This is a genomic window from Syntrophus aciditrophicus SB (assembly GCF_000013405.1).
GTDB classification, from domain to species: domain Bacteria; phylum Desulfobacterota; class Syntrophia; order Syntrophales; family Syntrophaceae; genus Syntrophus; species Syntrophus aciditrophicus.
On the sequence record NC_007759.1, the window covers coordinates 1,689,967 to 1,712,862 of the forward strand.

17 protein-coding genes are annotated in these 22,896 nt (G+C 52.1%); 4 read left to right on the forward strand and 13 right to left on the reverse strand.

Going from position 1 to position 22,896, the window contains the following annotated elements:
• Positions 1 to 6 precede the first annotated feature (6 nt).
• The 9 genes from SYN_RS16790 to SYN_RS16255 all read right to left on the reverse strand — a co-directional run bounded on the left by SYN_RS16790 (position 7) and on the right by SYN_RS16255 (position 13,575).
• Positions 7 to 138 (reverse strand): hypothetical protein, encoded by a 132-nt coding sequence (locus SYN_RS16790; RefSeq protein WP_258165126.1) that lies wholly within the window; start codon positions 136 to 138, stop codon positions 7 to 9.
• A 428-nt stretch (positions 139 to 566) separates the two neighbouring features.
• Positions 567 to 2,708 (reverse strand): ATP-binding protein, encoded by a 2,142-nt coding sequence (locus SYN_RS07795; RefSeq protein ID WP_011417538.1) that lies wholly within the window; start codon positions 2,706 to 2,708, stop codon positions 567 to 569.
• Positions 2,705 to 4,042, reverse strand: coding sequence for an SIR2 family protein (locus SYN_RS07800; RefSeq protein ID WP_041584873.1), 1,338 nt, complete (start codon positions 4,040 to 4,042; stop codon positions 2,705 to 2,707). The genes SYN_RS07795 and SYN_RS07800 overlap by 4 nt, the downstream gene beginning before the upstream one ends.
• Before the next feature lie 61 nt (positions 4,043 to 4,103).
• Positions 4,104 to 7,181 carry a type III restriction-modification system endonuclease gene (locus SYN_RS07805; protein WP_011417540.1) on the reverse strand — a complete coding sequence of 1,026 codons (3,078 nt, stop codon included), beginning with the start codon at positions 7,179 to 7,181 and terminating at the stop codon, positions 4,104 to 4,106.
• A gap of 12 nt (positions 7,182 to 7,193) precedes the next feature.
• Positions 7,194 to 9,125, reverse strand: a complete 1,932-nt coding sequence (locus SYN_RS07810) for a site-specific DNA-methyltransferase (RefSeq protein WP_011417541.1) — start codon at positions 9,123 to 9,125, stop codon at positions 7,194 to 7,196.
• A 9-nt stretch (positions 9,126 to 9,134) separates the two neighbouring features.
• Positions 9,135 to 9,833 carry a DUF4391 domain-containing protein gene (locus tag SYN_RS07815; protein WP_011417542.1) on the reverse strand — a complete coding sequence of 233 codons (699 nt, stop codon included), beginning with the start codon at positions 9,831 to 9,833 and terminating at the stop codon, positions 9,135 to 9,137.
• The gene (locus tag SYN_RS07820) at positions 9,830 to 13,102 is read right to left on the reverse strand and encodes a helicase-related protein (RefSeq protein ID WP_011417543.1); all 3,273 of its coding nucleotides are present in this window, start codon (positions 13,100 to 13,102) and stop codon (positions 9,830 to 9,832) included. Before SYN_RS07820 ends, SYN_RS07815 begins: the two co-directional genes overlap by 4 nt.
• On the reverse strand, positions 13,099 to 13,308 hold the full coding sequence (locus SYN_RS07825; protein ID WP_011417544.1) for a helix-turn-helix domain-containing protein: 210 nt from the start codon (positions 13,306 to 13,308) through the stop codon (positions 13,099 to 13,101). Before SYN_RS07825 ends, SYN_RS07820 begins: the two co-directional genes overlap by 4 nt.
• A 120-nt stretch (positions 13,309 to 13,428) precedes the next feature.
• A complete protein-coding gene (locus SYN_RS16255) occupies positions 13,429 to 13,575 on the reverse strand; it encodes a hypothetical protein (RefSeq protein ID WP_158302949.1) in 147 nt (48 codons plus the stop codon).
• 127 nt (positions 13,576 to 13,702) lie between these two features.
• Between SYN_RS16255 and SYN_RS16345 the strand changes: the two genes are divergently transcribed.
• The 4 genes from SYN_RS16345 to SYN_RS07845 all read left to right on the forward strand — a co-directional run bounded on the left by SYN_RS16345 (position 13,703) and on the right by SYN_RS07845 (position 20,409).
• A complete protein-coding gene (locus tag SYN_RS16345) occupies positions 13,703 to 13,861 on the forward strand; it encodes a hypothetical protein (RefSeq protein ID WP_011417545.1) in 159 nt (52 codons plus the stop codon).
• Positions 13,862 to 14,931: 1,070 nt separating this feature from the next.
• Entirely contained in the window at positions 14,932 to 15,756 is an 825-nt protein-coding gene (locus tag SYN_RS07835; RefSeq protein ID WP_148202521.1) for a hypothetical protein, read from the forward strand.
• 16 nt (positions 15,757 to 15,772) lie between these two features.
• On the forward strand, positions 15,773 to 16,936 hold the full coding sequence (locus SYN_RS07840; protein WP_011417547.1) for a hypothetical protein: 1,164 nt from the start codon (positions 15,773 to 15,775) through the stop codon (positions 16,934 to 16,936).
• On the forward strand, positions 16,933 to 20,409 hold the full coding sequence (locus SYN_RS07845) for a ThiF family adenylyltransferase (RefSeq protein ID WP_011417548.1): 3,477 nt from the start codon (positions 16,933 to 16,935) through the stop codon (positions 20,407 to 20,409). The genes SYN_RS07840 and SYN_RS07845 overlap by 4 nt, the downstream gene beginning before the upstream one ends.
• A 217-nt stretch (positions 20,410 to 20,626) precedes the next feature.
• On the opposite strand, the gene SYN_RS17060 is transcribed toward SYN_RS07845, so the two are convergent.
• The 4 genes from SYN_RS17060 to SYN_RS07865 form a co-directional block, all read right to left on the reverse strand.
• On the reverse strand, positions 20,627 to 20,869 hold the full coding sequence (locus SYN_RS17060) for a helix-turn-helix transcriptional regulator (protein ID WP_011417549.1): 243 nt from the start codon (positions 20,867 to 20,869) through the stop codon (positions 20,627 to 20,629).
• A gap of 104 nt (positions 20,870 to 20,973) precedes the next feature.
• Entirely contained in the window at positions 20,974 to 21,234 is a 261-nt protein-coding gene (locus SYN_RS07855; RefSeq protein WP_011417550.1) for a hypothetical protein, read from the reverse strand.
• Positions 21,231 to 22,193 (reverse strand): ParM/StbA family protein, encoded by a 963-nt coding sequence (locus SYN_RS07860; RefSeq protein ID WP_041584876.1) that lies wholly within the window; start codon positions 22,191 to 22,193, stop codon positions 21,231 to 21,233. Before SYN_RS07860 ends, SYN_RS07855 begins: the two co-directional genes overlap by 4 nt.
• A 59-nt stretch (positions 22,194 to 22,252) precedes the next feature.
• Complete coding sequence (locus tag SYN_RS07865) at positions 22,253 to 22,717, reverse strand: hypothetical protein (RefSeq protein ID WP_011417552.1); 465 nt, start codon at positions 22,715 to 22,717, stop codon at positions 22,253 to 22,255.
• Positions 22,718 to 22,896: the final 179 nt, after the last annotated feature.

Genomic DNA, 22,896 nt, shown 5'->3' on the forward strand with positions numbered 1-22,896 from the left:
CCGGGGTTACCCATCGCCATGCCGGGCCGCCATCACTCCGACGCCGCCGCGCCGGGTCATGCCGTAAAGCCTGGTGCGGCTCATCCGGATGCATCCCGCCCGTTCATCCATGATCAGCCCTTTATCGAATGTACCCATGACCTCACCGGTCGGGAGAGATTCACAGTGAAAAATTGATAAGGGAAGATAACCCTGAGCACCCATAAAAGACAAGATGAAAAACAGAACACCTGGCTTTTGCTGAATTATCCAGCGTCGATTCAACCCTTAAAGGGGCGGCCGATTTGTGGTCCAGAATCGTCGCAATTTTCGCAAGGTTTTCCCCAGTCGTTATTGTATTTTATTGAAAAGCCCGGAGGGAACGACGACCTACCGCAAAACAGTCTCAAAGCCCGCGCTCCTCGTAACTCCTTGATAATATACGCCGAAGTCATCTCACACAACAACTTCCCGACAACCCGACCAGAGAAACGATTTTCTCCCCTGATTTCCCGGCACCGGACGACGGTGACGGGTTTGCAGTAAAACCGGACAGGTGGAGCAATTTGAGCGGCGGCAATTTTGATTCATTGGGCATCCCCGCCTTCCTGCGGAGAATCGTCATCAGCTACCGCTTCCGATCCTGCCCATTCGCTGGTGATTTTGTCCCAATCGATTGGCCGAGGTTCTTCGTTAGTCCATACACTCCAGAAATCCGGGTCGTCAGATTCCGGTCTCTGACCGTCCTCCAGATGTTTCACCTCGACGAGCGCGGGTACCTTTGAGGCGATGCCCAGGAGAATGCAATGGCGTGTGGGCAGGCTGGGCAGTTCCCGAAGCAGTCCGCGTGCGTTATCAGGAACCAAGCGGGAGATCAGCTCCTGATCCCTATCATTCGTGATCCGGTGGAGGAGGAATGAATTGCATTGAGACAGTACCGTTTCGGATAGTTCGGAGGGCCTCTGTGATGACAGCACAAGTCCCAATCCGAACTTGCGCCCCTCTCTCGCGACTCGTTCAAAAATCCCTCGACACATATCAGCAGGACTTGGGATGTCGTCGCCATGAGGAAGGCGCTTTGCCACGAATGTGTGTGCTTCTTCCAGGACGAGCACGGTGGGTAAGTTCTGATTATTGTGTTTTCGGTAACGCTGTAGTGATTCCAGTATTAAACGTGACGAAACGGCAATAACAAGATGGAGAATTTCATAAGGAACAAGGGACAGGTCTATTACTGCCACCGGACCATTAGCTCCACCATCGGAGCCGACATGAAGGTCGAGCCAATCTTTCAGCGATATTGAGGAATCAGGGTTGATAACGCCATTCATTCTCGGATCTGACATGATCCCCTTGATCCGCATCGTCAGGGTAGAGATGAATTGGGAGGCCGATCCACCTTCTTGCATAGCCAATGACTCAAGATGCTCAGCCAGCACATGAGGATCAAAGGGCAGTGGAGAATCTTCGTTCACTGTCCCAACATCTTCGCCTTGGGGAAATCCTTGGAGGACATTTTCGATCCATTGATCGACAGTGTTTAAATCGTTGTCACCAAAATCGTTGAAGCCAGTTCTTCCACCGCTTGTCCATTTTCTGCTATCAACCACTTCAGTAATGGCTGCCGCCGCACGCTCTGTTCTTGTTTTAATGTCGCCAGTGAGAGTGGGACAGTAGGCTGTAATATCTTCGATAAAGCGGCTTAGCTGCTGTCCGCAGTTGTTATTGATAGGAAAGCCGGATGCGCCTGTGCCAGCAAACTGCAGCAGATAAGACTTTAGCGACTTGCAACGAGCCCTCAGTCGATTTTCTATGGTGAGCGTTATTTGCTTATTCGATCTTAGATTTCGCAATGCTTCTTGCAACAACGGCCTTTGAGCGCGTGGTGCCGCCTGGGCAACTGCTGCCCACTCCGAGCTATTCCACATCCAGGCAGGCAAAGTGAATTCAGCGGCATCGGTGTTGGTAAGCGGTGGGACCTGAAACACCCTGCAGCCCGCTCCCAAGTCCTGAAAACATTTCGAATACTCGCCATTAGGATCAAGGATTATGAAACGTGCGTTTGGATTGTCTTGTCCGTTTTGAGCTTCCTCGGCTCCCGCAGGAATCTCGGGTTTCTTTATAGATGTCTGAGCCGATTCAACGGCAGATCGTACCAAGGCCGCCAAGGTGCAAGACTTACCACTGCCAGTGTTACCCAAAACGGCGAGATGGCGGCCAAACAGCTTGTCAGGGTCAACCGCAATTGGCGCATCATACGCGATAGGACAGGTCCCCAGTGGAACTCGGCTGTCCTTGTCTTGCCCGGTAACTATGGCAATGGTTTGCTCCCTTGTTGGCAGAATTACTGGATCGCCAACTGATGGGAAGCTCTGGACACCTCTTTCGAGCCTCCATTTATTCTTTTCCGAAAGCAGGGTCCCAATCGGACACACTGCCATTTTTCGCAGCGGGAATGGCAGGTCGATCAGGCCGAAATCCTTGAGCCCTTGTCGTTTGGGATAGGCCGATCTTTCCACCCCCAGCCATACGACGATCCCGACGACCGCCCCAGATTCGTTGGGCAGTAGAACGAAACTGTTTATTCTCGGAAATGGGGTCGGGACGCCGGTATTGAGGGCAGTGTTTCTGGGAGAATCTATGTCCAGCAAAACCTTGATTTCATCTGGGGCAACGCTCTCCACCGTCCCGATTGTCAGGGACGAAATCTTGGAGATCGGTGAGGTCATGCCTCGTCCTCCTCGACTTTATGTGAGGATGGTTCCCAACCGCGATTCCGAAGCAATTCCGTCTGCCGGATGGTGATGCGATCTATTGCGGGCTTCGGAAGGTAGTTTTCGACCAAGGTCGGCATGTTTCCAAAGTGCGGACCGATCAATAGCGATATCTGCGCTTTCCTGCCGACCTGTTTACAGAAGGAGCCAATCCGCCCCCCTTCATCACCAAAGGAAATAATGACTATATGCGTCGATGGAATTGTCAGCATGTCGGCTATGGTGCGGTTGATGTGTTCGTCACCAAAACCATAGCCATAGGTGACAAGAACCGAGTTCGGGCGACAGACCGCAGCTGCATAATCACGAAATAGCTCGACGTAGGGGTATTCGGATGTCTCTCGGTCCTTGGCTGAGTTCGGGTAGATCATCACGGAATCGCTTGGCTGGTCGTTGATCGCTGGATGGTCATCCTGCGGGCCGAATGGTAACCCAACCTTTCTTACAAAGCTTTTTCGGTAAACCCAGTCCAATGACCCGTGAAGCTTGGTAAGACGAACTACGCCCTCCAGATAACGTGGCTCACCACGTATACCAGGTGGGTTGTAGTGCATATCGATGTCCAAGCGCGAAGACCTGAAAATCGATTCAAGGCAGCCGACGAAGCGATCAAGCAAATGCAGACCCGCCAGATCTGCGCCATATTCGATAAGCCGGTCGTAATTGGTCGTGAAGATATGGAGGCGCTCCCTGGTCGCAGTCCGGCTCGAGAAACTGAGCAGAAAAGAGACAAGCATGACAAGCGGATCGAGCTTCTCCGAAGCTTCTTCCCCACCTTTTTCTTCGACCGCAGGGTCGGCATCTTCTGGTTCAGCTGCTGCGCATTTTTCGACCGCTGATTTCAGATCTCGTTCGGTTTTGGATATACCGTTCAGAAACTTTTTGAACAAAGCATCAAGCGCGGTGATGACCTCGGTATGGCGCTCATCTCCCAGAATTTTCAAGCCTTGGGCCAGCGCGTTGGCAGCCCGGATCTGATCCTCAATATTTGCCTCGCCGCGTCCCATGGCCACAGCGGCTTGCTGGGCGGCATCCTTCAGTTTGTCGTCCACTGGGAAACCACCATAGTCACAAGCCATGTCGGCTGCGCTCGTTCCGGCCTGATATGCAACTGCCTTTGTGAAACCGCTGCCAAGCAAGAGAGCAAGATGCTCACTCTGAAAAACAGCCGCCAGCCAGGGCTCAATATGCTTTTTCTGGAGCTCGATGCTTTTGCTGTCATCGGGATCTTGGACGTCGAGGTTCTCCTCGTTCCCGATGCGATAAACGTGAGTTCCCCATATCTTCATTGCCGCCCCTCCTGATCCGTGCTGTTCATAGACGAAACATTTATCTTGTTCCTGAGATGCCTCATACTCTTGCTCCCCCCATACCGACAATCTCCATCAGCTTTCCGTAGCTGGTCACCACGTCGTATTTCACGTGTTCGGGATCAATCTTGCGGTTGATCTCCGCGAAGAACTTGCGGGCGCATTCGATTTTCGTATGCTCGATTGCCCGAAGTTCCATGCTGGACATGGAGCCCTTGGTCTCGGCGACGAAATAGATGTGCTTGACCGAGCCTTCCCTGAAGGAAATGGCCCAGTCCGGGTTGTAGTCGCCGACGGGAGTGGGGATCAGGAAGCCTCTGGGGAGCTTTGCATAGACGACCACCTCGGTGCTGGTATCCAGCTCTTTCACAAACTCCCGCTCAACCTTGGAGTCGGTAATCACGTAGTCATAGATGTGGTTCTTCAGCTTCTCACTGGCTTTGGTGAAGTCCTGCTTGCTTTGGCCTGTCGTGAAAATATCGATATCGTGGGTCTCGGCGATGTTGTCGTAGCTTAGCCGCTCGATGATGATCGTGGCCTTCTGCTCATTGATAAGCCGTGAGCTTTCGGCAATGAAATGCTCCGGGTTCTGCTTGAATTGCATGAAAACCGCCGTTTGAACACCGCTCAATATTTCGGCGATGGTCTTTCTTGTCAGTTGGGTGTTTTCGGAGATTTTCCCGAGCAGGTCATAGGTTACCCTGGAATGCACTGAAGTGCCGTATTCTGTCTTCGTTTCTTTAACATCGAAGGCTTGACCAGACTTCAATCGGTCGTAGGTAGCTTCCGTGGTTTGCACACCTTTTTGGACGATGTACGTAAGTGGAGTCACCCGCAGCTCTTTGTCCAGAGCCCGGATGCTGTTTCGAATGAGTTCACTGGAATCGAACTCGACACGGTAGACCGCCTTCTGATTGATTCGGCTCCAGAGTGCCTTGAACTCTTTCTTCTCGAAGTTGGCATTCAGCGGATTGGTCTTCGGCTTGCGGTCATCACCCACGTCGGGCAGCTGGGACTCACTGAAGACGCTGTCGATCAGGCCGAAAATCTGTTCCGCATGAGGGGCAAGCTCGGGCGGAAGCGCCGCCAGAGTCCCGTTGGCTTTTGCCTCGTGATAGGCGTCGGCAACCTGATCCGCATCATCGGTATAGTCGTTCTTGAGCAGATATTTGTATATCTGCTTGGCCATGACCGGGGTAATTTCCACCGTACCGGTTTCCGTGGTTATGACCTTCCCGGTGAAGTAGGCCTCGTCCGCCTTGCGGGGGCGTGCAGAGAGGGAGTCGCTGATTTCACGCTGAAGATTCCCAACGAAGTCCTTGTAGCTCTCGCTCGCGACAACGGTCAGGATATTCACGTCATGGACCGTTGCCGGGTTGTCCATGCGATCCCCGAGCTGGTTGACACTGATCCGCAACCCCCGGCCAACTTCCTGGCGGCGCGAGATCGTGTTGTCGCTGTGCTTGAGCATGCACATGACGAAGACATTGGGGTTGTCCCAGCCTTCCCGCAGGGCAGAGTGGGAGAAAATGAATCGGACCGGTTCCGCGAAGGAGAGCAGCCGTTCCTTGTCTTTCAGGATCAGATCATATGCATCCACGTCATCGGAAAGCCCGGCTTCCTCTCCACGCGTCTTGAAGCTCGGATCGGTGAGCTTCTTGGTTTTCTTGTCGATGGAGAAGTAACCGTTGTGGGTGCGGCCAACATGAATGCCCTTCAGATATTCCTGATACACTCCACCATCCAAGGGAAGAAGGCTTAAATATTCGGCTTTGAGCCGCTCGTACTCTTCTTCAAAAATCCTGGCGTACTCTCCCTGTTCATCGGCCTGGCTATAGTCCCGGTATTTGACCACCTCGTCGATGAAGAAAAGAGACAGCACCTTGATGCCCTGGGCAAAAAGAACCTGCTCCTTCTCAAGGTGAGCCCTGATCGCCTCCCGGATCTGAATCCGCCGGATAGCCATTTCCGTGATGTCGCCGGTTGCATCACCCGCACTCAGAACATGGCCGTTGGTGAACTCCACCGTGTCCTTGTTGGCGTCGATCTGGGCGATGACGAAGCCGCGATATTGGTCCAGCTCGTTTGACTCAATGAACAGATCCTTGCCTCGCTCCAGGCGTTTGACGATCCGCTTGATTCCGCCTCCCTGGCGCACTTCCATTTCGATTCGGGCAACCGGTGCCTTCTTGGAAATCTCGATGGATTCCAGGTAGAGATAGGCGTTGGTACCAGCGAGACCCTTCACCGCAATGCCACGCACCGCGATCTTCTTCACCAGCTTCTGGTTGTAGGCGTCCAGGGCGTCGAGGCGGTGGATCTTGTTGTGCGTGGTCCGGTGGGTAGCCGAGTAGCGCAGGATCATCAGCGGCTTGAACTTGGCCAGCGCCTCCAGCGTCTTTTTGCCCTCCATCTTCTGTGGTTCATCCAGAATCAGGATGGGGCGGTTGCTGCTGATCACATCGATAGGCTTGCGCGACTGGAATTCGTCCAGTTCGTCATAGATGCGGCGGTTATCCTTTCCCGTGGCATTGAACGCCTGGATATTGATGACCATGACATTGATGCCCGCATCGGAGGAAAAGCTTTCCAGATGGTGCAGCTGCCTGGAGTTGTAGGCAAAAAAACGGGCCTTCTTGCCGTAGCTCTCGGTGAAATGCTCGGCGGTAATTTCCAGCGACTTAAGCACGCCTTCACGGATGGCAATGCTGGGCACCACCACGATGAACTTGGTCCAGCCGTACCGCTTGTTCATCTCGAAGAAGGTTTTGACGTAGCAATAGGTCTTGCCGGTTCCGGTTTCCATCTCCACGTCAAGGTTGATCTTGCACCCGGCGCTGGAAACCAGTTTGTCGGACAAGGGCAAATTCTGCCGCCGCTGTACGGCATGGATATTGGTCAGCAGCTGGGCATCTGTAAGCTGGATATCGGCGTTCTTGAATCCAGTCTGCTCCATATCCATTCCTGGCAAAATCGGTTCCTGAGCCACCAGCTTTTTGTTAACGCCCGGGTCGATCCGGTACACAATGCCCGAGGTATTCACCTGCCCGGCAAAGCAGTCAACCACAGCTTCCACCGCGTTGGTCTGATAGGGCTGGACTTTGAACTTCAGTTTCATGCCAAACCCTCCTTATATCGACTTCACATCAGTGCCCGGAGACATCTGCTTGAAGATCTGCTCCACGTTGATCTTGACGCCATCGGAGACAAAGCCGGTGTCGCGGAACACAACCCGCAGCGGTTCGAACCGGGCCAGCTCTTTGACCAGGTCCTCATTCACACCGGTATCGAAGCAGGCGACAAGGTCGTAGGGCGGCTGATTGACAAAGAAGACGGTTTTGCCCTGAATGGTCTCTTTTCGGATGGGCAGCGAAAGATCCACGCCCCAGTCCAGCAATACCTGGAAGAGCAGGTCTTCGGGCTTGCGGTCCGACTTAATGTTGTCGGTAAAGATTTTCAGCTGGCCTTGCTCAATGGCGTCCGGCGTGTAGTAGACGTCGGCCATGTTGGACGAATCGATCTTGAGGACGCGGAAGCCGATATCCTTGTTCCAATCTTCATGACACTCGCCTTCCAGAGTCTTCCTGCCAGCCCGGCGGATACGCTCCTTGCTGATCTCGGCGATGGTTTTGTAGCCTGCCTTAAACGCCTCGGACTTTTCGTCGCAAGGTTCAGGGAGCTGAACCATGATGAATTTGCGGTTCCCGCCGTCTTCGGCGTTGAGCTGTATGACAGCGTGGGCGGTCGTGGCGCTACCGGAGAAGAAGTCAAGGATTAGGGAGTGTTCATCCGAGCCTATCGTTGTTATCAGCTTGATTAGTGCAACCGGCTTCGGAAAATCAAAAATTCCCTTACCCAGCAAGACCTGCAACTCCCTGGTTCCCTTATTTGAAATGATCTCCTTATCAGACAATACTGTTTTCGCCATCTGAGACAGCTTTCGCTCTTTCTGGAAAATACGGATCTCTCCATCATTTCCCTCGTAAGCCACTAAACTATCTTTTTCCTTCTCAGACTTCTCTTTGCTCCAGCGCCAAACACTTTTCAATCCATCAACCGTGCTTGCCTCCACTTTGACGAACCGATCCAAAGGGATGGTGGACACTTTGAAAAACCCATTGGCATCTGGGTTTTGCTTGTCCACGAAAAAAGGATATCTCAAATTAGGCCTGTTTGTTGAATTAAAGGCCTGCACGTTTCGATTCCGTAAGCCTTTAAGCGTAAAACCGCCTTGATCGTCGCTGTGAGGATGCTCAAGACCTTCGACGAGTATTTCATTCATGCTGGCATATTCGTGATTTTTGCAATACACCAAGATGTAGTCATGCGTTTTGGCAAAAAATCCGTATCTCCGACCTTCTGGCTTGACGATAATAGTAAGTTGAGCGACGAAGTTAGCACCACCAAAGATTTCGTCGCAAGCCCGCTGAAGGTTGGTGACTTCGTTATCATCGATTGAAATAAAAATCACCCCATCATCTCGCAACAAATTCCTCGCAAGTTTCAATCGCGGATATATCATAGATAGCCAATCAGAATGGAATCGCCCATTGGCCTCTGTGTTCGCAATCAGCCGATTGCCCTCCTCATCTTTCTGATTCGATCTTTTAAGAAACTCATCTGAGTTCTCGGAAAAATCGTCTTCATAGATAAAATCGTTGCCCGTATTGTACGGTGGATCGACGTAGATCATCTTGACCTTGCCAAGGTAGGTCTCTTGGAGCAGCTTCAAGGCTTCTAGGTTATCACCCTCGATAAACAGGTTCTTCGTGGTGTCAAAATCCACACTCTCCTCCCTGCAAGGGCGCAGGGTCTTGGCAATGGGGGCATTGGCGGTCAACAGGGCTTCCCGCTTGCCCGGCCAGTTGAGGTGATAGCGCTCCTGCGGACCTTCCACAATGGATTCCGACAACTCCTGCCGCAGCAGATCGAAATCTACGGCCAGCTTCAGCTTGCCATCTTGGCCTTGAGCCTCAGTCACGCAGCCGGGAAACATCTCGAGGATACGTGCGATGTTTTCCTGGGTCAGGTTCGGGGAGTGCATTTTCATCTTTTCCATCATGTTCGTCCTTTAGGGTGTGACTGCCGTCCCGCTTGCAGGCAGCGGGCGGGTCAGATTTTCAAGTTCTTGTTTCAGGTCACGCAGCTCAGCGTTGATCGCGACCTTGTGGTTGAATTGTTTCTCTTTCCGGAGCCGGGCCTCACAGCGTTCCAGCTCCCGGTGCTTGAGCCGAATGCGCTCCATCCGTTCCACCCGCTTTTGCAGGTCTTCGCCCGGCCGTGCCGGGTACGGCATCAGGGGCAGCAGCAAATGGTCGTAGAGCGTTTCGAGGTCGAAAACCATCGGCAGGGGCTTGCGTGGCGTATCGGCGGCTGTCCAGCCGCTATCGAAATACTCGCTGATGACCCACTTGCTGGCATCCGCTTCACTCGGCCGCTTAAAGGCAGCAATGGGTAGTACTTTCCCGTCGAACCGGAGCTCAAAAATGATCGGAAAGGGAATGGCCAGGTCAATGCAGCGCAGCACCTCGGGTTTGAGTTCGTCACCCTTGAGAGCGATGCTGAAGATCTGAATTTCAGGCACGGCCTTTGATGCCTTCAGGTTGACTGTCTCCGGGGCAAGCTTGTGTTGCCAGACGATCTGTTCCACCTGCCGGACAAACAGCTGTCTGACTGCAGCGCTGGGGCTTCCGTGCTCGTAGATTTTGTTCTTGGGCAGCACGCGTCCAAAGGCGGCGTTCTTGGGATAGTCGAAGAGCACGGCTGTCATCCTTCCTCCTGCACCACGAGAAAGGCGACGAGCTCAAAGTCATCGAGCCCGGCAATGGTGTTCACCAGGGCGGTGGTCCTGCCGCCGGAGAACAAGCTGTCCAGATCCTTTTCCTCCTTGACGTCGATCATCGAACGAATGGCGGTTCTCAGCAGGTCGGAACAAGCCTTCATGTTCCGGCCTTCATCCGTTAGCTGATTGAAGAGGCGGCAGACCGCCTGAATGGGTTCCGGTTGCCCCTTGCAGCTGGATCGCACCAGGTCGAGCAGCGTTTTGACCTCGGTGTGGTTGGCGATGACCTGGCCGTCGCCAGAGATGTAGATCAGGTAGTAGGGATGCAGCCTGTTCTGCTGATTGATGTTGACCGCATGGTTGCGGTTGCGCAGCGCAAAGATGACCCCAGGGTGCAATCCCATTGCGGGCCGGGCTGGGACAACCGCGTGCATGCCATTGGGCACGTTGGCAAGGTCGCCATTGGTTTTGACATAGTTCAGCAGATCCATCCGGAAGTCGTTCAGGCCGAGATCGGTGATGGAAACACCTGTTTTAAGGTCTTCCAGTTCGATCACCTCTTCCTGCAAGCGCCGGAGTTGCTCCTTTCGATACGAAATCTCGCTGCTTTTTGCCGTGAGGACGTTGTCGTCGCCAGTGGCCGTTACGTCGGCAATGACCATCCGGTTTTCAACCCGTTCCTTGAGATTGATGTATTCATCCAGAGAAATGTCGGGCCAATAATTCACCAGCTGGATGGTCTTGTTGATGGAGCCGATGCGGTCGATCCGGCCGAATCGCTGAATGATGCGAACCGGATTCCAGTGGATGTCATAGTTGACCAGGTAATCGCAGTCCTGAAGGTTCTGCCCCTCGGAGATACAGTCGGTGCCAATCAGCAGGTCCAATTCAGCTGGTTCATTTGGCAACACCTGAGCCTTCTCCTTGGCGCGGGGAGAAAAAAGCGTCAACAGCGACTGAAAATCATAATTTTTTCTGAGGGTTGATTTCGGCGTATCCTTGCCGGTTACTTTTCCGGTGTGCAGCCTCTGCGTTGCCAGTAGGGTATCCGCCAGGTTGTTGTAGAGGTAATTCGCCGTATCGGCAAAGGCAGTGAAAACAAGGACTTTTCTATTGCCGTCATTGATAGGGTTTTCAATCTTGCTGAAAATCAGGGCCTTGAGGTGTTGCAGCTTGGCGTCCTCCTCGGGTGTGACTTTTGCCATGGACTCCAGCAAGGCGTTAATGACTTCCAGATCAACCTTCAGGTCGTGTTCCCACGAAGGAAGATCCATGTCCGCAAGGTTTATCTTCACCTTCCCGCCAATTTCGGCGTTGTCCAGGACCGGGATATCGTCCTCTTCAGCTTCGAGGTTTGCCAGGCTATCGGTCCAGTCAGAGACACTGCCAGCATCCCCTGCAACCCTGAATGAATCGATTTTGCTCAGGGTGCGGGTGTGGTTGTCGTGCAGGCTTTTCAAGGTAAGCCGAAAAGCCTCAACCGAGCTTTCCAGACGTTTGAGCAGATTGGTCGTCATCAATGCCTGCAGGCTTCGCTCGCGGTCCGCCTGCCTCAGCTTCCCTTTGCCACCTTCCACCTGCGTGTCGTACAGGTCTTCATATTTTTTGAGCCGACTGGGCAGGATGTAGCTGATCGGGGCGTAGACGGCGAGCTTGAGCAGCGAGAGCTGTTCAAAGATCTCGTTAAAACTCATGACATCCGTGCGGCCGGTCAGTGGCGAATGGAATGACAGCGGTTTGCGGCGCTCGGGAAACTGGCCTATGTCACTGGTATCGTAGAAGGTCTGGATGTGCTTGCGCGAACGGGCAATGGTGACGCTGTCAAGCAGTTCAAAGAAGTCAAAATCAAGGGAATCCAGAATAGCCCGTGCCGTGCGATCCTCGGGTGCCAGTTTTGACCACTGGTTGAAGACCGTCTGGGCATTGCGGAAGATTTCTTCCACCGATCTGCCAGTACGCAGCTTCTTGCTGAGATTTTCAGAGTCGCCTTCGTAAGCCAGCGCGAGTTGGTTGCGCAGATCATTGAAGCGGTTATTGACCGGGGTGGCGGACAGCATCAGAACCTTGGTTTTAACGCCCTGGCGGACGACCTGGTTCATCAGTTTCTGATAGCGGGTTTCCCTGTCTTTAACGGCATCGTTGTTTCGGAAATTATGCGATTCATCGATGACGACCAGATCATAATTGCCCCAGTTAACGCGGTTCAGAGGAATGCCGAACGACTCTCCCGAGGTGCGGGACAGGTCGGTGTGACACAGAACGTCATAATTGAAGCGATCCCTGGAGAAGATGTTGGTCGTCAGGTTGCTGTTGTAATTCAGCCAGTTGTCCGCAAGTTTCTTGGGGCACAGAACAAGCACCGAACGGTTGCGCAGTTCGTAATATTTCACAACAGCCAGAGCCGTGAATGTTTTACCAAGCCCCACGCTGTCGGCCAGGATGCAGCCGTTGTAGGTTTCCAGCTTGTTGATAATGCCTATGGCGGCATCACGCTGAAAGTTGAAAAGCTTGTTCCAGACCAGCGTATCCAGATAACCCGTGCGGTCATTGGGCAACACATCTTCATCGATATCATCAAGGAAATCGCTGAAAATATTGTAGAGCATCAGGAAATAGATGCGCTCGGGTGAATTTTCCTGATAGACCGACGAGATATGATCACAGATCGCGGTAGTCACATCTTCAAGTTTTGTTGGATCATTCCAGATCTGGTCAAAGAGCTGAAGGTATGTCGACGTAAAGGCCGTCTCGTCTACCCGGTTGACGATGTTGGAAACGGCATCACCCTGCTGATATCCCAGATCCACGGCGGTAAAACCATGCAAAGGCATATATGCCGCTTCCAGCGAAGGCCCCTGAATGCAGGCAAACTGCTGCATCGGAGATCTGGTTTTATTAGAGCGGAATCTGGCTTTGCGGCACATCCATTCAGCACACTCGCGGGCAATGGCACGCTGGGTGAGTTTATTGCGAAGCTGGATTTCAAATTCGGAGCCGTAGAGGCTACGTTCCCGATTAGCCTTGGGGATAAAAAACTCTCGGCGTTCTTTTCTGAGCTTGTCGGTGACTTCGTTAGGAACGAAGGTCGGTGCCGTGAAGATGAATTCCAACGACTCAATCTTTGCGAGCTCGGACTTTAAAGCTTCATAGGCATAGATCGAAAAGCACGATGCCGCGATTTTCATTTTAGCCTTGGTTTGGATGGAAGCCTTCAGATCGTCGCCCAGCAAAGAATTGATGTTGTCGATGATCTTCATTCGTCAGAACCCTTCTTGTTGCGGTCTGCCGCGCCGCCAGCCTTCACCCACTCGTCGACTTCGTCTTTCTTGAACTTCCAAAGACGTCCCATGCGATGGGCGGGCATCGCATGCTTGTCAATCCAACGGTAAACGGTATCACTGCTGACACCGAGGTACTTGCCTATCTCGTCTACAGATAACCAGCGGTCTTCCATCTCGGCCATTTCTCTAGCTCCTCATGGGCGATTGGTTTTATTGCCACAGCAGAGGCGGTAACGGGGATGCTGGGCACAGCTTCCCCAACCTAAAACATCCGGTACCATACTTTAGGCAGGGGCCGATTGTCAAACGCTTTCGTCCGGATAAGGCCGCAATGGTCTGCTCACGGGCGTAACCACTCGCCATTGGCGAATCTCTCGCCGTGAGACGGGCATGGCATCCGGGTTGCCGATGGCCCGCACATCCTCATGGCGGATGGTGAGCATGGTCATGAGCGGCACCTCCAGCTCGCGGCAGGCCGAGGCGGCGGAACAAGTGGTCGGCGTTGTAGATGGTTCCGATGACGATTCCGGACGGGATGGGGAGTAATATCGTACCCTCGACGTCGATGGCTCGTGTGTGGCCCGCATCCCCAACCTGACGAGGTCGACCCCGGGCATCGTCGCAGCCCTGATCAACGGCAAGGAGCCCAACGGACTCTCGCTGGCCAAGCGGCCCAAGAGCTTCCCCGAAGACGTGGCCGATCAGCGCCGCCAGTTCGGCTTCGCCACTGACTGACGATTGGACCAGAAACCACGCCAGAGAGCCGACCATCTGCTTCGGCTTTTCTTCTTTAAGGGGCAGGAAACCGGAGTTGACCACACTTTTTTTCACGGCCGATGCGGGTGATTTCGAAAAAAACGTCCGGTTGCGGCATCGAACGATGACCTGAGACAACCGCCAAAAACGGCAACCAGCAGCAAACCCATATCAATCAAGGATGTATCTTTCCGGACGAGCTTGGGACTTGGTCCGGAGAAAACAGAGAATCAGGGGCCAAACAGAGAAAGGATGGGTGGTGGATGGGGAGAATTGATGGTGCGGAGAGGTGCTTTGGAAAGATGTGAAACGGGCCCAAACCCTTTAGAAACAAGGGGAAAAAGAAAACCCGTCACCCCGGAGAATGACCCCAGAGAGACGGGTTTGTCTTTTGTTAATGGTGGGGCGGCGGGAGTCTAATAATCAGCCAAACTTGCTGTTTATGCTTCAAAATTATCTATTCGATTTTTCTGAATACCCCCAAAAATGCCCCCAAATATCGGACTTTTCATAGTTTTCATTTTATACCTTTCCTTCAGGCGTAGTCAACAAGTTTAGGTTAATTGCGTTAAGAATAAAATCCCATACTTTCATCCTGGTAGCCGAGCATTCCAGCTTTTAGGTTCCGTACTCGATAGCAAATACAAAGATTTAATGGCGGTGGTTGCGTCGTCTAAGGATTACCGATCGAAAGAGAGTTTATGTCGCTCAAGAGCATTCATAGCAGCCAAGTTGGTCAGCGTAATCAGTTCTCTCTCGAAACCATTTTTCGCTTGGTACCGCGGCGAAGCTAGTCCACGGTTTGCGGGCGCGAAATATTGCTCGCCTGATTCGTATTGGAGGAGATTATTCCCCTAGAATCTGTTACAGCTGTTGTTGATTTTCAATGTAAATGGTGATAGGGACACAGGAAAATACATAAGGCGGTTAATACGTTCCATTCCGTACAAAAATACTGGAGGAAAATATAGATTGGCTGGCACATACCCCGTCTCGCAATGGAAACGGGGTTTTCTATTTTAATTCAAGTGGCAGCAATGGGGTGTAAAATGGCTGATTTGAGGATCGGTTTTCTGGATGTCGGGCACGGTGATTTCATCTATGCGACAACCCCACTTGGTGCCAACCTGATCATCGATGTCGGCACTGGCGATGTCGTACCTTCGATTTTTCTCAGTGAAATATCTGCCATTTCTGAGTTACAAGTTTCCCATCCACATACGGATCACTTCGACGACATCATCGCAATATCAAAGAAAAACATCGCATCCTTCAGATGCCCCTCTCTGGACGGCTTTACTGACGATAGGATTGGTTGGACGAAACGCGACAAAGCTAAGATAGCCAAGCTACGCCAAATGAGGAGGGAAATTGCTGCCGACAATGAAGCTGTTACCGTCGGTCAAGAGTTCGATCATACCGTGTGGTTTCCACCAAATGTTGACATTAACGACCCTAACACGGCTAGTGCTTTAACAACACTTGCTTTTAAGGGTGTCAAAATCCTATTAGGAGGTGATCTCCCAGCTTCCGGATGGAAGGATCTGCTGAATAATTCCAAATTTGTCGGAGCCATTACGGGAACGACAATTTTCAAAGTTCCACATCATGGGCGGTCGGAAGGATGCTGTAATGAACTTTTCGATGTTATAACACCAATGCTGTGCGTAATATCCGATAAGTCGATAGAAAAAGACAATAAGAATACTGCGGCGACCAAATGGTATTCAGATAGGACCACCGGCTGTATTGTCGCAGGGTGCAAAGATAAACGGAAGGTTGTTTCTACTCGTTCTGATGGTTCGATCTTTATAAAGATCAACGATAAAGGGGAATGGTGGGTCCATCCGGGAACTCGTTGGTTAAGGGATTAAAGGAGGGGGGAATATCATGAAAGGATTTCCAAAGCGGGGTTTTATATTCTGGCCGGTCGGTACCGGTGATAGTACGACCATTGTTGTAGACAAAGAGGACGGGATCATATTACAAATCGACCTGCGCCATATGGAATGCGCTACAGAGGAAGACGATCCTCATGTTCCGATCATTGATATCCTCAAACAAGAGCTTCCGGAGCTGAACGAGAAACCCCACCTGTCAGTGTTCGCGTTGACACATCCCGATAAGGATCACTGCCAGGGGTTTTCGCAATTGATAAAAGAAGTCACAATCGGGGAACTCTGGTTTTCGCCACGAATATTCCGAGAATATCACAAGGACCTTTGCGAAGACGCCTCGGCCTTCAAGAAAGAAGCTATGAGGCGTGTCAAGAAAACGATCACTAGCAAAGGGAATGTTGGTTCCGGAGATCGCGTCCACATCATCGGCTATGATGATCTCCTGAAAGAAGAGGAATTCGAAGGATTCCCTCAAGACCAGCTGACCGTTCCGGGAAACTCCATCACTGAACTAAATGGGGAGGATTATTCAGATTGCTTCAATGCTTTCGTCCATGCGCCATTTAAGGACGACAGCGAAGGCGAGCGAAATGACACAAGTCTTGCTTTTCGGATAGCCCTGTCTGATGGAGAAGTTACCGGCTTTGCCATGCTTCTTGGCGATCACTGCTACCCCACAGTAAAGCGCATTTTCGACCGAACCACTGATAAAAATAATTTGGCTTGGAACGTATTTCTTGCCCCACACCACTGTTCCAAGGGAGTCATGTACTGGTGCGATGAGGGCGAGAAGGAAGAAACCCTTCGGCAGGGCGTTCTTGACGCGATTGAGAAGGCAGCCAGTGACCCAGGCTATATCGTCGCCAGTTCAGAACCAATCCCAAAATCAAACGAAGCCGGCGATAATCCGCCACATGCAATAGCGAAAAACCGGTACGAGGAAATAGCGCCAGACGGGTTTGTGTGCACACAGGAACATGGAGGCAAGGATCACCCTCAACCAATCATTTTTGAAGTGACCACCGCAGGCCTTACATACTGGGGGTCTCAAGTCGCAAAAGCAGCGGGACTGACCTCCCTGGCGAAAGCTATCGAGCAGGCACGCGGAGGCGCGGCACCACCTTCAGATAGAGTTGGATTCGGGGAAAATCGATGACAGCGGGGCAGGAACTCGCACAAGAAGAACTGCGCGAGATCGAGGCTGCGTCAGAGGGTGCGTTCGAAGTCCTTTCTGTGAGGTTTCCAGAAGGGGATCACCGGTCAGCAATCGCAGAAATAAGCGTCACCTGTTTCGATATGCCGTACGCAGAGGGAGGGATAAAGCTCAGAGATAGAGAGCGCTTCCTCATATACATTCCACCGGATTTCCCTTTCGATGTTCCAAGCGTTTATACGCCGCATCGACGTTTCTCAGGGAATCCCCACGTCCAATGGCAAACCTACCTATGTCTTTACCAATCAAGAAACACCGAGTGGGATGCCAGTGACGGTATGTTTGGATTCATTTCTCGTCTCGAATTGTGGCTTCGTCGCGCTGCCCTCAACCAACTGGATATGGAAGGCGCACCGCTTCACCCTCCGGTCGCATACCCCACCGAAAGAATTACGGTGATTCCACGGAAGGATACCCCACAAGTTCAAGGGACGGCATGGTTTGGATATGCAAAACTTAGGAATGTCTCAAGTTATCGAATCGACATAGAAGACTGGATTGACATTTCGGAATCTGTAACCCAAGCAGCGGTAGGAGCCGCGATACTTCTTACGGAACCCCTGTCGTGGGAATATCCTGCTAAAGCGAAAATGCTTCTCGATCAGGTAGAGAAGAATGGCGTGTCCCGGGCCATTATCCGGCTCGTCATGGCACTCGCCGCCGATGCCAACCCTGCGGATAGCGACCTCTTGGTTATTATCGGAGCACCGATGCGGGGAATCCGAGGATCACATCAACTCAAGCAGCATCTGACCGCATGGCTAATAAAGAAAGAGATGGTCAATGGACTCCGTCTCATTCCAAACAAATACAGCACAGAAGAAGGATTCCGGGTGATCGGCCTTGAAGTGGAAAAGCTCATGGGAAAATGGCTCGACCTTGTCGATGTCGCCTGGTGCACGGTACGGGAGGACCGGCCCGAAATCATTCTTCCCAGAGATACCGGAACACCGATGAACGTCTTCAGGGAACGGACCGTTGCCGTATGGGGATGCGGTGCCATCGGTGCCCCGATCGCGGAAACCTTGGCGCGGGCAGGCGTAAAGAAACTTGTCTTGAGGGACAAAGGGATTATCGCTCCTGGAATATTGAGCCGACAGCCGTATCTTGATGAGGAAATAGGCTATTCCAAAGTGGGTGTTCTAGCAAAACGGCTAAGGCAGATTCGACCAGACATTCTTGTCATTGAACCAAAATTTGAGGATGTAAAGTCAACTGTCTTGGACTCTGAGGATTGGACCGACGGTGCCGACTACGTGATTGATACCACAGCATCACTGGCGGTGATTGAAAAACTGGAGAGCCGAAGGGGGAAGAGTACCCGGCGGGTGCCAGTTGCATCCATGGTCGTGGGGCATCGAGCCCAACAAGGACTCGTTGTCGTCTCGGGTTCGAGACATAGTGGTGGACCTGTTGATGTCCTTCGGAATGTAAAGATAGCAGCATGCTCAAAGGGCTGTTTGGGGGACTATGTGGATGAGTTCTGGCCGGCGGAACCGAGAAACGACGTATTCCAACCGGAACCTGGATGTTCGGAGGCAACCTTCGTTGGTTCGGCCGCCGACTCAATCGCTTTGGCTGCGATAATGCTCAATTTAGCAGCAGTTGACTTTCACGAGATAGAAAAGGAAGCCGATACAGAGGATTCTGCGACTGCACACTTTGTTGCTCAGCCGCATACGGCACTTCCCGGTATACCCCTGTACTACAAGTTCAATTTCCAATCGGACATTGTAATCGAAGATCCGCAAAGCAACTTTCAGATCAGGATATCGCAAGCAGCTCTTTCGGAAATGCATACATGGGTAAGGCGGAGCGCACTAATCTATGGAGAAAAAGCTGAAACAGGGGGCATCCTTTTCGGCGGAAGAGACAATGCGTGCCGGGTCATATGGGTGTCAGAAGTAATCGGGCCGCCGGCTGACAGTGAATCATCTTGCGCACACTTCATATGCGGCACCAATGGAGTGGCAGAGGCTAATGAAGAGAAGCGGCAACGAACCCGTGGTTCCACTCAATATATCGGAATGTGGCATACACATCCCACATCACTGCCTGCTCCAAGTGAGACTGATTTCCTGGCAATGCATGCGCTAGTGAATGCAGATGAGCCATCGACACATAAGCACCTCCTGCTCATACTGGGGTCCGATTCAGAGCAGTCCGTGGAGCTACTTTCAGGCTTTTTATTCTCGAAGAAGGATTTCGGTGATTTGGAAAAATTCGGAGTCCTTGAGAGGAAAATTCAGGTATCTGCTCTTGGACCTCTGACGCCACAAGATATAATTGTGGATCAAGCAGGTAGACGCTTCATGGTGCTGAGTGACATGCATTTCGGGACACCGGAGAGTTCAATCAATGTTGCTCAGTTTCGCGACCCCCTTATCGATTATATGGTGTCCCGTGCGCCTTGGGATGAGATTGTATTTACCGGCGACTTAATTGACATCAACCTGTCCACTTTTACCCGCGCTATTGAAGGGGGTGCTTGGCAAGATTTGAACGGGCCACTGTTCGGATTCCGGCAATTCGTTCAAGAACTCGATATACGGATGAGACGGCAATCACCAGAAAAGGGTCTAAAACATCTCACACAAAAATGGATTTACGTGCCAGGTAACCACGACTATAAAATATGGGACATGCTCTCATCGAAACTGGTGTGTGATGACGTTCTAGCCTCCGGGAAAAAAATGGGCTCTGTACCCACGCCTGTCATGACGGGCAAGTGGATAGGAGAGGAATCCTTTTTCGCAGGAATCTTCCGAACCTACTGTGCACAGAACCAAGTCATCGTTGAATACCCGAACCACGAAATCAATTTCCGTCAAGAAAAGATGGTGCTGACTCACGGGCATTATTTGGATTCAAAACAAACCCGCTTCAATGACCTCTCTGACTATCTTTCCAACTTCAAGTCTCCCGAAGAGATCAGAAAGGCCCGCCGCCGGATTTTTATCGAAACAGCGCAATATCAAACTGTGGCCAATACTATCTCTTTTACAATGGGTTTTCGGGGCTTAGCGAATGTTTTGGTAGGCCCAGATGCATTTGGAAATAAGATCAAGAAACTATATCATCAGGTTGGCAGTTCACTGCTTATCCTCCTTTTCCCTCGTGAAGCAAGGAAAGGCAAGCGTCTATCCTCGAAGCAACTCCGGAACATGGGATGCTACCTTGAACAGTTCTGTCAGTATAAAAAACTGCCACGATGGTTCATTTTTGGGCATACCCACCATCAAGGAAAGGAGAAGAGTAATCTAGGTGTGGATGTGTACAACGCAGGTTCATGTTACAGCGACCGGGATATTCCCATCACTTTTCTTGAGATTGAAACCAATGCCCAAGGCATGCCGATAATCCAATTAATGTGTATAGACCGAAACGGAAATGTAAAGAGGACAGATTATTCATAATATTGATCTTACCTGCACGTTACGGCATGAAACTACTAAACCGCCCAACTTTGCCAAAATCCACATTACACTATTCCTCGGGAACACGAGTCGTAGCTAGGCCGGGTTAAGGATTTGAAGGTATAATCAATAATCTGACCGAGACTTAATTTGACAGTGTACGTCAAGTTGAGTATGAGTCAGGACAAATTTATGTGTCTGACTTCAGACATCCCTCTTACCTTGCACTCTTACGGGCAGCTTCCAGTTCTTGCACCAGAGATCGTACTTCTTCATCGGTTCTGCCTGCAATACGCGCCGCGTTCAGTGCCTCCACTTCGTCTGAAGGCCATCCGACCGCCCGTGAGCCAAGTGACACCGGCCGAGTCCACAGGCCTTGTGAAATGCGTAAATAGAGAGTTGACCGGGAAAGCCCTGATTCAGACTTCACAGCCGGCATTCTTAAAATGGTGCGCCTCATCTTCAAACCTCCTTATCCAGCGACCCCATCGACCGCATTTATTCCTCTTTTCTGTTGCTCATGGTCTTAAGATTCTTTGGACTGATCACCGTTCATAATCCAAATTAGAAATCACCCAGGACATCTTTCAGCTTGTCCGGGACGCCTCGACGGAGCGGCGCATCATCTCTTTTTCCCGGCACCGCGCCCGGCGCTTCCTTCGAGAGCATCTCATAAACTTCCCTGCCGCCGACCGTGTCGAAATAAACCTTGAGGGCTCTCTGTATGACCCGCCCGCGGTCCGGCTGGAAAATCGAGCGGATCTTCCGAATCAATTCATCGTCCGTCAGGGTGATCCTCAGGGTTATTTCACGCTTCGTGGTCATTTCCCTGATTCCACGTCCAGCGCCTTCAGAAAACCCCTCGCGTTGGCATACTCGGGGTGATCGGGCACGTGAACGAGCGGCAGGTACTCCTCCGGGATGTGCTCCTGGAGATAGTAGGCGCCTCCCCCGGCGATGATAACCTTCTCCGCGCGCTGTATCCTCGCCATCCATTTCGAGTGCACTTCCTGGATCAGCCAGTCCATGTATTTCTCCGCCGATTCTCTGACCAACTCAGCGAGATCCCGCTCCGCCCCGTACACCCGGATCCTGCCTTGGCGAAGTACATCCTTCGATTCCTGTTCGGAAAGATCAAGTTGCATCCGGACCTTGATTTCCCTGGCGAGGTCCAGGGAGATCTTCGACACCCCATGCCTCTCCAGAGTGTCGGATTCGCCCTTGACGATCCTCCCTCGCTCGACCACGATAACGTCCACGGTGTTGAATCCGATATCGAGAATGATCATGTCACGGTCCGTCCGCGCGTTGACGTCTCCCGCCTGGGACAGCCGGTAGTCCGCGAGAACCCCGAGACCCTGGGGATAGAACCGCGCGTTCAATTCCAATACCTCGCGGCCCACCTCGATCCGTTGCAGGAGGGGAACGAGTTCCTTCAGGTTCGCTTCCGTGTAATGGGAAAGGGGGAGTCCCATGGCGACGTCCGTGACGAGTTCACCGGTCCTCCGATGGATTTTCTTCACCGCCTTGAAGACGAAAAGGGGCGAATACCTCTTCATGAACTCGAAGCTCCGCGTCGAAAAGGCGCCAACCAGGGCTTCCCTGCCGACGAAGTATTTCCTGCCCCGGTATTCATATTCCTCGCCCCCTGCAAAGGCCGACAGATCTCCGACTTCCCGCTCCGCGTAAGCGATCGCCGTCGGGAACTTGAGCATCTCCAGAATTCCCTCACGCTGATAAACGGCTTTCACGTCCCCGTACCCGACATCCAGTCCCAGATTCATTTGCACACCTCCTTGATGTTCTTCTTAAGTTTTTGCCGACAGTTCCGTCGTTTCATCACTCAACCGAAATCGCGTTCATCCAGGTGATATCCCCGCCTGGCCAGGGCCTTTCGGAGCTTGACGAGATTCACCCGGTACTGGAGCGCGTGTTCCCACGGATACACCGGGTCTTCCCGCTCGTAGAGAAATTCCTTCCGGACAAGCGACTTGAGATGTTTCCTGATTGCATGCCTGCTCAAGGACGGAATCGACTCGCTGAGGATATCGTCCGCCGTTTTTTCCACCCAGCCGCTTTCGGGCGGATCGTCCTGGAACTCCTGTTTCCCGCGCGCACTTTCCTCGTGCATGAACTGGTCGAAGTCCCAGAGGCGGCCGGTCCAGCGGATGAACTCCCGCAGGATCACGGCCTCGGCATGGTGACCGATCGTGACCTCCAGACCTTCCCTGAGAATCCGATTCGCGCGCCTGCCGGGCAAAACGAACGATTGAAGATGTGAACGGGGCATTATCGGCGTTTGGTTCATGAATGGACCTCCTTCCTTAATTAAAGGCTGACGTGCATGGTCGAGTATTCGACCATTTTTCCCTTCCGGCGGGGTTTTTCGGTCGAATATTCTCCACGCCGGAAAACCCCGAAAATGATCCGGTACGGGCCTTCGCCTGAGTCAGCATAATAATGTTTATTATGTTCGTGCGATTGAGA

Bases quoted from the DNA above. Each gene is read 5' to 3' on its own strand.
- SYN_RS07845 (WP_011417548.1), top strand. From the start codon at position 16,933: ATGACAGCGGGGCAGGAACTCGCACAAGAAGAACTGCGCGAGATCGAG.
- SYN_RS07835 (WP_148202521.1), top strand. From the start codon at position 14,932: ATGGCTGATTTGAGGATCGGTTTTCTGGATGTCGGGCACGGTGATTTC.
- SYN_RS07860 (WP_041584876.1), bottom strand. From the start codon at position 22,193: ATGAATCTGGGACTGGATGTCGGGTACGGGGACGTGAAAGCCGTTTAT.
- SYN_RS17060 (WP_011417549.1), bottom strand. From the start codon at position 20,869: ATGAGGCGCACCATTTTAAGAATGCCGGCTGTGAAGTCTGAATCAGGG.
- SYN_RS16790 (WP_258165126.1), bottom strand. From the start codon at position 138: ATGGGTACATTCGATAAAGGGCTGATCATGGATGAACGGGCGGGATGC.
- SYN_RS07855 (WP_011417550.1), bottom strand. From the start codon at position 21,234: ATGACCACGAAGCGTGAAATAACCCTGAGGATCACCCTGACGGACGAT.
- SYN_RS07800 (WP_041584873.1), bottom strand. From the start codon at position 4,042: ATGAAGATATGGGGAACTCACGTTTATCGCATCGGGAACGAGGAGAAC.
- SYN_RS16255 (WP_158302949.1), bottom strand. From the start codon at position 13,575: ATGACCATGCTCACCATCCGCCATGAGGATGTGCGGGCCATCGGCAAC.
- SYN_RS07795 (WP_011417538.1), bottom strand. From the start codon at position 2,708: ATGACCTCACCGATCTCCAAGATTTCGTCCCTGACAATCGGGACGGTG.
- SYN_RS07810 (WP_011417541.1), bottom strand. From the start codon at position 9,125: ATGATGGAAAAGATGAAAATGCACTCCCCGAACCTGACCCAGGAAAAC.
- SYN_RS07805 (WP_011417540.1), bottom strand. From the start codon at position 7,181: ATGAAACTGAAGTTCAAAGTCCAGCCCTATCAGACCAACGCGGTGGAA.
- SYN_RS07820 (WP_011417543.1), bottom strand. From the start codon at position 13,102: ATGAAGATCATCGACAACATCAATTCTTTGCTGGGCGACGATCTGAAG.
- SYN_RS07815 (WP_011417542.1), bottom strand. From the start codon at position 9,833: ATGACAGCCGTGCTCTTCGACTATCCCAAGAACGCCGCCTTTGGACGC.
- SYN_RS07865 (WP_011417552.1), bottom strand. From the start codon at position 22,717: ATGAACCAAACGCCGATAATGCCCCGTTCACATCTTCAATCGTTCGTT.
- SYN_RS07825 (WP_011417544.1), bottom strand. From the start codon at position 13,308: ATGGCCGAGATGGAAGACCGCTGGTTATCTGTAGACGAGATAGGCAAG.
- SYN_RS07840 (WP_011417547.1), top strand. From the start codon at position 15,773: ATGAAAGGATTTCCAAAGCGGGGTTTTATATTCTGGCCGGTCGGTACC.